We start from the raw sequence: 12,360 nt of genomic DNA on the forward strand, positions 1-12,360 counted from the left end.
TTGCCTGCGGCGTTACGACGTCGCGGGCAGTTTTTCAGCAATAAACGCCACGGCTTTCGCCAAAGCGTCCTCGATACTCAGGTCCGATGTATCCAGCAAGACGGCGTCATCCGCGGGTTTCATCGGCGCGGTACTGCGTTCTGCGTCCCGAACATCCCGCTCGCGAACATCGGTCAGCACCTGATCGGGGGTCACGTCGGCCCCTTTGGCGCTTAATTCCAGATAACGGCGTTCTGCCCGAACTTCCGAACTGGCCGTGACAAACAGTTTCACTTCGGCATTGGGGCAAATGACCGTGCCAATGTCACGACCGTCCAGAACCGCCCCGCCCGCGCGACAGGCAAAGCTGCGCTGAAAATCAATCAAGGCTGCGCGAACTTCGGGAATTACGGCAACTTTTGACGCAGATTGCGCAATCTCAGCAGTTCGCAAATCGCCTCGCGCCAATTCTTCAGCCGTCAATGCCTTTGCTGCAGCAATGGGTGCCATGCCCTCCAACGTGCGACGACCGACTGCCCGATACAAAAGACCTGTATCGAGATGCGCAAATCCGAAATGTGCGGCAACCCCTTTTGAGATTGTGCCCTTGCCCGCCGCCGCAGGCCCATCAATGGCGACGGTAAAGCTCATGCCCGTTCGACCCTGGCACCCAGCGAGGCCATCAGCGGTTCAAAGATTGGGAACGACGTTGCAATCGGGCCGCCATCATCGACAGAAACCGGTGCTTTTGCCCCCATACCCATCACCATAAAGGACATGGCGATGCGGTGATCCAGAAAGCTTTCGCAGGTGCCGCCACCGGGGACATTGCCGATGCCCAGCCCGTCGACCGACCACCATTCCTCGCCCTCATCCACGGTCACGCCATTGGCGCGAAGTCCGCGCGCCATGGCGTCGATGCGGTCGCTTTCCTTGACGCGCAGCTCTTTCACGCCGCCCATCATCGTGGTGCCGGTCGCATTGGCAGCCACCACCGACAGCACCGGGTATTCGTCGATCATCGAGGCCGCGCGTTCCGGCGGCACATTGATCCCCTTCATGTTGGGCGAATATTTCGCGCGCAGGTCTGCGACCGGCTCGCCCCCTTCCTCACGCTCATTCTCATAGGTCAGGTCCGCGCCCATTTCGCGCAGGGTGGTGAACAGCCCCGCACGGGTCGGGTTCAGGCCGATCCCCGGCACCAGAACGTCCGATCCGGGCGTGAGCAGCGCCGCACAGACCGGAAACGCCGCGCTGGAGGGATCGCGAGGAACGGCGATGACCTGCGGTTTCAATTCAGGACGGCCGGTCAGGGTGATCACCCGGCCCTCATCCGTGTCTTCAACTGTAATTTCAGCGCCAAACCCGACCAGCATCCGTTCGGAATGATCCCGGGTGGCTTCTTTTTCGATCACCACCGTTTTGCCGGGCGCGTTCAGTCCCGCCAGCAGCACCGCGGATTTCACCTGTGCCGATGGCACCGGCACTTCATAGCGAACCGGAACCGGCTCGGCCGCGCCCACGATGGTCATCGGCAAGCGCCCACCGGAACGGCCCACGGATTGCGTGCCAAACAGCGCCAGCGGATCGGTCACCCGCGCCATCGGACGTTTGTTCAGGCTGGCATCGCCCGTGAACGTCGCCGAGATCGGAGAAGTCGCCATCGCGCCCATGATCAGCCGCACACCAGTGCCCGAGTTGCCACAGTCGATCACCTGATCCGGTTCGGCAAACCCGCCGACACCCACGCCGTGCACGGTCCATTCGCCGTTGCCGTGATCCGTCACCTCGGCCCCAAAGGCGCGCATGGCCTTGGCGGTGTCAAGAACGTCTTCGCCCTCAAGCAAGCCCGAGATCTTTGTCTCACCCACCGCCATCGCGCCAAGGATCAGCGACCGGTGCGAGATTGACTTGTCACCGGGCACCTCAGCGGTACCGGTCAGCGGGCCGCAGGGATGCGAGGTCATCGGGATGGGCGTGCCGTGTCCGGACATGGGGGCTCCTTTTGCGCTATCAGTCCTAGGCCGATTAGCGAATTGGGGCCGTTTGGTCCAGCCGCAATCAGCCTTTGCGGCGGAAGGTCAGGTAATGTGGCGTCCGACCTTCGCGCAGGGCTTTTTGTTCATAGCGGGTGGAAATCCAGTCATCCCACGGCTCGCGCCAGTCTGCGGGGTGCTTGGCCAGCCATTCGAACCCCGCGCGCGGCACTTCTTCCAGCGTCTGGCGGACATAGTCGGGAATGTCGGTGGCCACCCGGAAAATCGACCCCGGTTTCAGGGCACGGGCCAAAGGCTCCAGATGCTCGGGCGTTACAAAGCGGCGGCGGTGGTGTCGCGTTTTGGGCCAGGGATCGGGGTACAGTAGAAACGCGCGCGAAATGCTGGCCTCGGGCAGAACGTCGAAAAGATCACGCACATCGTTGGGATGAACGGCCAAATTTTCGACCCCTGCTTTGCGGATTTTACCCAACAACATGGCAACGCCGTTGATATAAGGCTCGGCCCCGATGATGCCGATATCGGGGTTGCTTGCGGCCTGATGCACCAGATGCTCACCACCGCCAAAACCAATCTCAAGCCAAACATCCTTGCCACCGAACAGGGTGTCCAGGTCCAGCGGATTGCGTTCCGGGTTGGATTCCCAATCGACAGCACCCGGCGACAGGGCGTCGAGGTCTTCGTTCAGATACGTCTTCTGGCTGGGCTTGAGGGTCTTGCCCTTGAAGCGGCCATAGAAGTTTCTGCGGGGGCGTTGTGGTGTCTGGGTGCTCATGGCGGTGCCCATACTGCGCGGGTCGCAGTGTTGCAACCCCAGCGCCGGATCGAAAAAGCGCGCCAGGATCGGCGCGCTTTGTTTGTTTTCGGTTCAGACCGCCGCTTTCAGTGCGTTGGCCAGATCGGTGCGTTCCCAGCTGAACCCACCATCGGCGTCCGGCTCACGGCCAAAGTGGCCATAAGCAGCGGTGCGCTGATAGATCGGTTTATTCAGCTCCAGATGCTGACGAATGCCACGCGGGGTCAGGTCCATCACCTGACCGACGGCATTTTCGATCCGCGCGTCTGCAACCTGACCGGTGCCATGGGTATCGGCATAAATCGACAGCGGCTTGGACACACCAATCGCATAGCTCAGCTGGATGGTGCAGCGTTCAGCCATACCAGACGCGACCACGTTTTTGGCCAGATAGCGCGCGGCATAGGCGGCCGAACGGTCCACCTTGGTCGGATCTTTGCCCGAAAACGCACCGCCACCATGCGGCGCGGCACCGCCATAGGTGTCCACGATGATCTTACGGCCTGTCAGGCCAGCATCGCCATCGGGGCCGCCGATAACGAACTTGCCGGTCGGGTTGACGTGCCATTCGGTCTCGGCCGTCAGCCACCCTTCGGGCAGGGATTCGGTGATATAAGGCTCGACGATGGCGCGGATGTCGTTCGAGGTTAGCGCTTCGTCCAGATGCTGTGTCGACAACACGATCGAGCTGACGCCGACCGGCTTGCCATCACGGTAAATGACCGACAGCTGGGATTTCGCATCCGGGCCAAGCGCGGGTTCGGTGCCGTTTTTGCGCACCTCTGCCAGACGGCGCAGAATTGCGTGCGAATACTGGATCGGGGCGGGCATCAGCGCCGGCGTCTCGGTGGTGGCATAGCCGAACATGATGCCCTGATCGCCAGCACCCTCATCCTTGTCGCCCGAGGCATCCACGCCCTGTGCGATATGTGCGGATTGTTCGTGTAGCAGGTTTGTTACTTCAACCGTTTCGTGGTGGAACTTGTCCTGCTCATAGCCGATATCCTTGATACAGGCGCGCGTGATCTCATCAATGCGGCCCATATAGTCGTGCAGCTTTTCCTGATCAGACAGACCTACTTCGCCACCAATGACAACACGATCGGTCGTGGCAAAGGTTTCGCACGCCACGCGCGCTTCGGGTTCTTCGTTCAGAAATGCGTCAAGCACGGCATCCGAGATACGGTCGCAAACCTTATCCGGGTGCCCTTCGGAAACGGACTCCGAAGTGAAGGTGTAGTTCTTTCGGGACATGAAAGTGCTCCATTAAGATTTCCCCACCACGTCAGGAAGCCGTTGTGACAGGCATTCGATGGGATACGACCACAGATGCACAGGGTCAATTGGTATTTACGCGTGTTTCCGTCGGGCGTTGCGCCATAGCAGCGCAACCAAAGCGGACAGAAACAGGATCACCGGCACATCGCCCATCCGGGAATACACAGTGGCCGCAAGCGGCATGGGCAGCTTTGCGTCGACAAACCCCGCCTTGCCCAGAGGCAGCGCATCCGTGACTTGGCCCAAGGGATCAATCATCGCCGACACCCCTGTGTTGGCCGAGCGCATCATCGGCAATCCCTGCTCAATTGCCCGCATCTGCGCTTGCGCCAGATGCTGATAGGGGCCGGACCGGGTGCCAAACCACGCGTCATTGGTGATCTGCAACAGGAAATCCGCCCGACCCGGCGCAGACAAAACGTCCTGCGTAAACACGGCCTCGTAACAGATCAACGGCAGGGCCTTGCCCAGCTTTCCCGCATCCATCAACGCGGCCCCCGGCCCTGCGCTGAATCCGCTGCCTGTACTTGCCGCCATTCCGTAAATGCCAAACTGCGCCAACAGGTCGCCAAACGGAACATATTCGCCAAACGGGGCCAGATGGTGTTTGTCGTACAGCCCCTGCTGCTGGCCGTCCTCATCCAGATAGATCATCGAGTTATAAATGCGTGGGCCATCGCCGCGCCGAATACCCAGAAAAACCGGCACCCCCTGTGCCGCCTCGGATATTACGTCCAGATAGGGTTGTGCGCCGCCCAACCATGCAATCACCGCAGTCTCGGGCCAGACAATCAGGTCGGGTCGTGGCGTGGCGGCGGTAAACTCGATCTGACGCGCAAAAAACAACGACGCGTAATCCAGGTCCCATTTTTGGTGCTGGGGCGCGTTGGGCTGAACCAGCCGAACAACATGATCGGTTGCAACAACGGTCGGGCGCGCGGCTGCATAGCCAAGCACCAGAACAACGCTGCCCACTGTAAGGGCGGAAGCCGCAGCAAACCCACCGCGCTGCGCCAGCGCTGCCCCCAAGGGGAACGTTGCCAATAGGGTCAGAGCGCCCAGACCATAAGGCCCAACCAACGACAAAAGCTGTGCCGCCGAAGTTTCCACCCAGATTTGCGCAAACCCAGCCCAGGGGAAACCGGTCAGAACATACCCCCGGGCACATTCCGCCAGCGACAGGGTCACGGCCAGAAACACGGCCTGCCTGACCGCCTGACTGCCGGGTCGGCGTACAACCCAGAACGCAAAGGCCCAGAACAGGGCCAAACCGCCCGCCATGAAGATCAGGGCAAATGGTGCCATCCACGCGTGCCGCTCTGCGTCGACAAGAAACGGTTCGATGATCCAACTCAGCGCATTGGCGAAGTAGCCGGTGCCGAAAGCCCACCCCAACCACGCCGCGCGCGCGCGGGTTTCGGTCGTCAGAAACAAGGGGGCAAGAAGCACCAACGCCACCAGCGAAACGGCCCACAAGCCATAAGGTGCCAGGCCAAAAGCCACCAACGCGCCAAGAACGGCTGTCAGCGCAAACCGCAGCCAAAAGGGCCAGCCCTGAGCAGGGTTCATGCAGTAATATCCGGCAACATGACGCGCAGCCGCTTGATCCGGCGCGGATCGGCGTCGATCACTTCGAACTCGGGGCCTTCGGGATGCAAGACAACCTCACCCCGTGCGGGCACACGACCCGACAGCATGAAGACCAGACCGCCAAGCGTGTCGATCTCTTCCTCGTCCACGTCCTCGTGACTTGTCAGTGAACGCCCGATCTCAACCTCGAACTCCTCAAGCGGGACGCGGGCCTGCACGATGTAACACCCGGGCTTTTCTTGAACCCAAAGCTGGCTTTCATCGGCATCATGCTCATCAGCGATTTCACCCACGACCTGTTCGATCAGATCCTCGATGGTCAGCAGCCCATCAACACCGCCGTATTCATCAATCACCAGCGCCATGTGGCGCCGCTCAGTCTGCATTTTGGTCAGCAGTACACCGATCGGCATCGAAGGCGGCACAAACAGCAGAGTCCGCAGCATCGACACCAAATCAAATTCCGAAGTTTTGCCGTTGAACCCGTGGGTCAGGGCAAAATCCTTGAGGTGAACAAAGCCCAATGGCGTATCAAGCGTGCCCTCATAGACCGGAATCCGGGACAGACCGCTGTCGCGAAACAGCTGTGCCAGCTCATCCTTGGTGATGGTTGACGAAACGGACACGATTTCAGCGGTTGGAATGGCGACGTCTTCAACCCGCATTCGCCGCAAGTTGATCATGCCCCTTGGCTGAACCTTGTCGACCTCATGCCCGTTGGACAATTCGGTCGAATCGTCGCTCTGCGTCGAGAACGCGTCCACAAGTCGAGAAAAAAACCCGCTTCTCTCTTCAATCTTATCACTGCTGTCCTTTGGTTGCGCGCTTTGCGCCGCCATAGAACTGCCGTCTGTATCGCCCATTAATCCGTTCCAAATAATGGCCCTAAAGGCCCGTGCTATTCATTATATGGGTCATCTATACCCAGTTTGCCAAGTATATCGACTTCGACCGCTTCCATCAAAGTGGCGTCCGGGTCACGGATGTGATCGTAACCCAGCAAATGCAACACTCCGTGAATGATCAGATGCGTGACATGATCGTCCATAGCCTTGCCTGCCTGTGATGCCTCACGCAGGCAAGTGTCGTAGGAAATCGCGATGTCACCCAGCACGATTTCGCCCATGAAATCCGGTGCTGGGCTGGCAGGATTCGCACCCGGGGTGTCAGCGGCCAAATCCTCGGCTGGCCAGCTGAGGACATTGGTTGGCGCAGATTTCTCACGAAATTCGGAATTCAGTTCAGCAATCCGGGTGTCATCACAGCCCAACACGCTGACTTCGCACAGATCAGAATCCAATCCGCAGCGATCAAGCACAGCCTGTATGGCGCGCGATGCCAGCGCCTCCAACCCGTGCCAGCGCGGGTCTTCTACCGTCAATTCCAAGTTCATTTCACCTTGCCCAACCAAGGCCCGGTCGTTCAACCTGTCCCACGGCCCACGTCGGCCTCATACGCCTCAATAATGGCGGCGACAAGCGGGTGACGTACCACGTCCTTCGAGGTGAAATAGTTGAAGCTGATGTTCGAAATCGTATTCAGCAAGCGCTCGGCATCAGCCAGACCCGATGGCACCCCGCGCGGCAGGTCCACCTGCGACCGGTCACCGGTGATCACCATGCGGCTGCCTTCGCCCAGACGGGTCAGGAACATCTTCATCTGCATGGTCGTGGCGTTCTGCGCCTCATCCAGAACGACAAACGCATTGGCCAGTGTTCGCCCGCGCATGAAGGCCAGCGGCGCAATTTCTATTCGCTTTTCCTCGATCAGCTTGGCCAGTTGTTTACCCGGAAGAAAATCATTCAGCGCGTCATAAAGCGGCTGCATATATGGATCGACCTTGTCCTTCATGTCGCCTGGCAGATAACCCAGTTTTTCACCGGCTTCGACCGCAGGACGGCTGAGGATGATCCGATCCACATGCCCGCCGATGAACATCGACACGCCAACGGCCACGGCCAGATAGGTCTTACCGGTGCCTGCAGGACCAATCCCAAAGGCCAGCTCATTGTTGAACAGCGACTGGACATAAGCCTTTTGCGCGTCTGTGCGCGGCTCGACCAGTTTCTTACGGGTTTTGATTTCGACCGTGCCGCCCTTGAACATTTCAAGCTGGTCGCCGTCGCGGCTGCCGGTTCCGGATTCTGAACCGCCCATCCGCAATTCGCGATCCACATCGGCTGATTCCACGTCGCGACCGCCTTCCAAACGCGAATAAAGCGCCTGAAGAACTTCGAGAGCCTGCTTTTGGCTATCCTCATCCCCCATGACGACAAGCTGATTGCCGCGCCGCACGATCTGAACGGACAGTTTTTGTTCAATATCCGCAAGATTGCGGTCATATTCGCCGCAAAGGTCAATCAACAAACGGTTGTCAGGGAATTCAATAAATGCCTCACGCTGGGGCATCTCGTCTTGCGGTGGGGTCAGGGCACCGATGGCCAATCCGCTCTCCTGTCTTGGCGTTTCACCCTGAGCGTAGACAACAAATCTTGGTGGGCGCAAGCCACAGTTTCAAATTTTCCACAACGAATGGTAAAACCGCCGACGGTATGGGGTATCGAGCATTGAAACCCTTATCAGTCATAGCCTGAGCACGCGCCGCCTAGAACGTGTAATTCAAGCCAAATCTCAGCCCGCGAAAGCGCGGTGTGGATTTTGTCGAGAACCCGCTGTCAAACTCTATTTCTTCAGATTTGAACTGAACGTATTCAAATTCGCCCGTAATCGACCAGTTTTCGCTCAGGCTGTGTTCCGCCCCTATGCTGGCCGAAAACCCCGACCGATGGCCGCTGTCTTCAAACTCCAGGGCTGCTGTCCCAAGGGACAGGTTGTTTGTTGTCTTAACTTCACCGCGCACATATCCAACAGAAACAAAATACAACACCGTGCCGCTTTTGTTGGTCAGACCGTTGCGAAACCGAAGCGAGAGAATATCAGAAATTTCAGATTCGCCATTGACGGTTACAGGGCCAATCTGTCTTGAGACTTCGTCGTCCAGCGTGCTGAAATCATATCCGACCTCGAACCCATAAACATAGTCGCGCCCGATGCTGGTCGGCACAACACCTCGCCAGCCACCGCGAATCCCGCCATAGCTGCCGCGCAGATCCAACTCACCAATTTCAACACTGCCTGCAGGTGTAGTCAGCCCGAACCTGTCCGTGCCTCCGGTTGCGTATCCACCGGACAATCCCAGGTAAAAGGCGCTGACGTCGCTGCCGAACCGTTTCGGAATGGTGACTGGTGGATCTGAAATGCCCTGATCCAGATTTCCTGCGACCGTCGCGCCGGAAAACAGGCACATCATCAGCCCTGTCGACAAGGCAAACTTAAAACTCGGTCCAAAGTAACGCTTCAGGATATTCACTCGCAACCTCCATCGTCCCAACCCGATTGTCGGGCCAGCACAGATCTGGATCTTCGGCAACTTCTAACCATAGCCTCCGAAAAAACTTGGCTTTTTTCGGAACATATATCCCTGTTGTAAATCAAGGGTTAAATTTGGAAACAAATGCTGACTATGGCATCTAAACAGCACTTTTTGGTGGTATCAGACCAGAATTCCCGCCAAAGAATTCGCGCCCGAACCCGTAATTTCTACGGCTCGCAACTCACCTATCGCCACATCGGCGTCCGATACGTGGACCGAGTGCAGATACTCGGACTTTCCGACCATTTGCCCCGGTAGGCGGCCGGTTTTCTCGAACAGAACGCGCACCTTTCGGCCGACCATGTCATCCTGAATTTCGCGCTGGTGCTGGGTGATCAGGGCTTGCAGGCGTTGCAGTCGCTCGTCCGCCGCCGCGGGATCGACCTGGGGTCTTTCTGCCGCAGGTGTTCCGGGGCGCGTCGAATACTTGAACGAATAAGCGTAGCCATATTTGACCTGTTCCACCAAATCCATGGTGGCCTGAAAATCCTCGTCGGTTTCTTCGGGGAAACCGACGATGAAATCACCAGACATCACAATATCGGGACGTGCGGCGCGGATACGTTCGATCAGGCGCAGATAGCTTTCAGCCGTGTGGCTGCGGTTCATACGTTTGAGGATTCGGTCCGAACCCGATTGCACCGGCAGATGCAGATAGGGCATTAGCTTGTCACAAGTTCCATGCGCCTCGATCAGATCATCGGCCATGTCGTTGGGGTGCGAGGTGGTGAACCGGATACGCTCCAACCCATCGACCTTGTTCAACTCCCAGATCAGACCGGCCAGCGTCATATCGCCATTCGGACCGGCCCCGTGATAGGCGTTGACGTTCTGTCCCAGCAAGGTGATCTCGCGCACGCCGCGTTCTACCAGATCCTGCGCCTCTCGTACGATGCGATCGGCGGGGCGGCTGACCTCGGCGCCACGTGTATAAGGCACAACGCAGAATGCGCAGAACTTGTCACAGCCTTCCTGAACCGTCAGAAACGCCGTCGGACCACGCTTGGCCTTGGGGCGGTTTTTCAGCTTTTCGAATTTATCCTCTTCGGGGAAGTCGGTATCCAGCGCCTTCGCGCCGTTGCGCGTTTTCGCCTCCATCTCGGGCAGGCGGTGATAGCTTTGCGGCCCGACAACCAGATCGACCAGAGGCTGACGACGCATGATTTCTTCGCCCTCGGCCTGCGCGACGCAACCAGCAACGCCAATCTTGAGATCGGGCTTTTCCGCCTTCAACCCTTTGAACCGGCCAAGCTCGGAATATACTTTTTCCGCTGCCTTTTCCCGGATATGGCAGGTGTTGAGCAGGATCATATCCGCATCATCGGGGCTTTTGGTTTCGACATAGCCCTGACCACCCAACGTTTCGGCCATACGCTCGCTATCGTAGACGTTCATCTGGCAACCATAGGTCTTGATGTACAGCTTTTTGGGTTCTGACATGAAAACGGCCTTTGCATTCGCGGGATCGGCGTCGTCTATACCCAACGAACGCCGCTTGCAATGCCGACGCGATTACCCGATTTTGGCCGGAAACTCCAGCAAGGCGATATCAGGCAGGCAATGCAGTACGACTCTCTCACCTCTTTCCTGAACTCCGGCCATAGCGCCCTTTCAAAAGGGCCCGTTGCCCTGGTCTTTGCCGAGGATAATGTTGAAATCAACGGCACCATCCGGCACCATCTGAATCTGGGGTTCAAAACCCTTGTTGCATTCATGCCACCAGAATTCCCGCTGGATCCAGAGCTTTCGGATCGCATCCACCGTGTCGACCTGACCTGCGCACCGCACACCGCGGTGTTCGATACGATCAACAAAGTCATTCAGGCCACGCCGGGTATCTGGATGTATTACTGCTACAATGCCGAGTATCTGTTCTTTCCGTTCTGCGAGACCCGCACAATCGGCGAGATGCTGGCCTTCCACACCGAAGAACGCCGGGATGCAATGCTGTGCCATGTCGTCGATCTGTACGCCGAGGATCTGGTCGCGTTCCCCAATGGCGTCGCACCGGATCGCGCGATGCTGGACGGGACCGGATATTATGCGCAAGACCGGCACGACGCCGAAAAGCGCCCTGTGGAACGTCAGTTGGACATGTCCGGCGGCCTGCGCTGGCGTTTCGAGGATCACATCCCCAATGAACGTCGGCGCATTGACCGCATCGCCCTGTTCAGATCACAAAAAACGCTGCAACTGCAGTCCAATCACACCTTCAACGAGGCGGAATACAATACCTATTCCTGCCCATGGCATCACAACATGACAGCGGCCATCTGCTCTTTCCGCGCGGCCAAGGCGCTGAAGAGCAACGCGGGCTCGACGTTTGACATACCGACTTTTCGGTGGCGCAATTCTGTCGATTTTCAGTGGACGTCAAACCAGTTGCTTGATCTTGGGCTGATAGAATCGGGCCAGTGGTTCTGACCCGACCCGCAACTAGCCGCCCTGACGCGGCAGCAACATCGGGAACCAATCTTCGCGCAGACGCTGCCCGGGGGTCATATCATGACCCGGAAACGGCGGCGAGGTCCGGCCCGGGCGTTCAGCATAGCGCGCGTCATCCCCAACCAGGCGCAGCGAAAAGGCGCGGCGGCGGATTTCCGAGTGATTGCCCCGCGCGCCGTGAAGCGTCCGGTAATTGAAGGCGACTGCGTCACCCGGCTCCATCTCGAATTCCACAACCTTCATGCCCTCGGCATCCGGGTCGGGGACAGGGATGTACTGGCCTTGGTCCGGAAAGAAGCCCTGCTCTGACACCCACCGGGTCGGAAGAACCTCTTTCTCCCATCGGTGTGATCCGGCGACACAGCGCAATGTGGCCTGCGTCACGGGGTCCAGCGGCGACCAGAAGCTGATCGTTTGGTGCCCCTCGACAAAATAGTAAGGCCCGTCCTGATGCCAGGGCGTTGCCATCGACGTGCCCGGTTCTTTGACCAGCACGTGATCGTGAAACATCTGGACGGTCTGCGACTGCATCAGGTCCGCCGCAACCTCGGCCACCGGTGAATTGTGAATCACGTCCTGAAACTGCGGAATCCGGGACCAATTGCAGTAATCATCAAAGAACAACCCGGTTTCACCCTGCTTGCTGTTGTCCGACGCATATGGCCCCGGGTCTGCCATGTTTGCGGCGACACCATCGCGCAGGGCCTCAACATGATCGGCAAACAAGCCCTTGATCAGGACCACGCCGTCGTCCTGATAGGCATCAATCATCTCTTGTGAAACCAGGGGGTGCGTCATGTTTGTCTCCGTTGCGTTGATGGGATGGACTGTGCATGACCGAA

12 protein-coding genes and 1 riboswitch are annotated in these 12,360 nt (G+C 58.4%); of the genes, 1 reads left to right on the forward strand and 11 read right to left on the reverse strand.

Annotated elements, in window-relative coordinates:
- Positions 1-12: 12 nt before the first annotated feature.
- From JT51_RS08975 to miaB, 10 genes are all read right to left on the reverse strand, one after another.
- A complete protein-coding gene (locus tag JT51_RS08975) occupies positions 13-630 on the reverse strand; it encodes a (d)CMP kinase (RefSeq protein WP_037310884.1) in 618 nt (205 codons plus the stop codon).
- Positions 627-1,973: a 3-phosphoshikimate 1-carboxyvinyltransferase gene (gene aroA / locus JT51_RS08980; protein WP_037310887.1), complete on the reverse strand. Its 1,347-nt coding sequence runs from the start codon at positions 1,971-1,973 to the stop codon at positions 627-629. Before aroA ends, JT51_RS08975 begins: the two co-directional genes overlap by 4 nt.
- Before the next feature lie 67 nt (positions 1,974-2,040).
- Entirely contained in the window at positions 2,041-2,751 is a 711-nt protein-coding gene (gene trmB / locus JT51_RS08985) for a tRNA (guanine(46)-N(7))-methyltransferase TrmB (protein WP_037312017.1), read from the reverse strand.
- A 93-nt stretch (positions 2,752-2,844) separates the two neighbouring features.
- A complete protein-coding gene (gene metK, locus JT51_RS08990) occupies positions 2,845-4,026 on the reverse strand; it encodes a methionine adenosyltransferase (protein WP_037310890.1) in 1,182 nt (393 codons plus the stop codon).
- Between the two features lie 5 nt (positions 4,027-4,031).
- Positions 4,032-4,080, reverse strand: a riboswitch (SAM-SAH riboswitch).
- 42 nt (positions 4,081-4,122) lie between these two features.
- Positions 4,123-5,619 (reverse strand): apolipoprotein N-acyltransferase, encoded by a 1,497-nt coding sequence (gene lnt, locus JT51_RS08995; RefSeq protein WP_037310893.1) that lies wholly within the window; start codon positions 5,617-5,619, stop codon positions 4,123-4,125.
- Complete coding sequence (locus JT51_RS09000) at positions 5,616-6,503, reverse strand: hemolysin family protein (RefSeq protein WP_037310897.1); 888 nt, start codon at positions 6,501-6,503, stop codon at positions 5,616-5,618. The genes lnt and JT51_RS09000 overlap by 4 nt, the downstream gene beginning before the upstream one ends.
- A gap of 35 nt (positions 6,504-6,538) precedes the next feature.
- Positions 6,539-7,033 carry an rRNA maturation RNase YbeY gene (ybeY, locus tag JT51_RS09005; RefSeq protein WP_037312018.1) on the reverse strand — a complete coding sequence of 165 codons (495 nt, stop codon included), beginning with the start codon at positions 7,031-7,033 and terminating at the stop codon, positions 6,539-6,541.
- 29 nt (positions 7,034-7,062) lie between these two features.
- Positions 7,063-8,085: a PhoH family protein gene (locus tag JT51_RS09010; protein ID WP_037312020.1), complete on the reverse strand. Its 1,023-nt coding sequence runs from the start codon at positions 8,083-8,085 to the stop codon at positions 7,063-7,065.
- Positions 8,086-8,245: 160 nt separating this feature from the next.
- Positions 8,246-9,010 (reverse strand): outer membrane protein, encoded by a 765-nt coding sequence (locus JT51_RS09015; protein WP_235216139.1) that lies wholly within the window; start codon positions 9,008-9,010, stop codon positions 8,246-8,248.
- A gap of 183 nt (positions 9,011-9,193) precedes the next feature.
- Positions 9,194-10,513 (reverse strand): tRNA (N6-isopentenyl adenosine(37)-C2)-methylthiotransferase MiaB, encoded by a 1,320-nt coding sequence (gene miaB / locus JT51_RS09020; RefSeq protein ID WP_037312027.1) that lies wholly within the window; start codon positions 10,511-10,513, stop codon positions 9,194-9,196.
- Between the two features lie 120 nt (positions 10,514-10,633).
- Between miaB and JT51_RS09025 the strand changes: the two genes are divergently transcribed.
- The gene (locus JT51_RS09025; RefSeq protein ID WP_037310901.1) at positions 10,634-11,497 is read left to right on the forward strand and encodes a hypothetical protein; all 864 of its coding nucleotides are present in this window, start codon (positions 10,634-10,636) and stop codon (positions 11,495-11,497) included.
- A 12-nt stretch (positions 11,498-11,509) separates the two neighbouring features.
- Here JT51_RS09025 and JT51_RS09030 read toward each other — a convergent pair whose 3' ends face one another.
- Positions 11,510-12,316: a phytanoyl-CoA dioxygenase family protein gene (locus tag JT51_RS09030; RefSeq protein ID WP_037310904.1), complete on the reverse strand. Its 807-nt coding sequence runs from the start codon at positions 12,314-12,316 to the stop codon at positions 11,510-11,512.
- Positions 12,317-12,360 lie beyond the last annotated feature (44 nt).

The organism is Ruegeria halocynthiae, assembly GCF_000743705.1.
Taxonomy (GTDB): domain Bacteria; phylum Pseudomonadota; class Alphaproteobacteria; order Rhodobacterales; family Rhodobacteraceae; genus Ruegeria; species Ruegeria halocynthiae_B.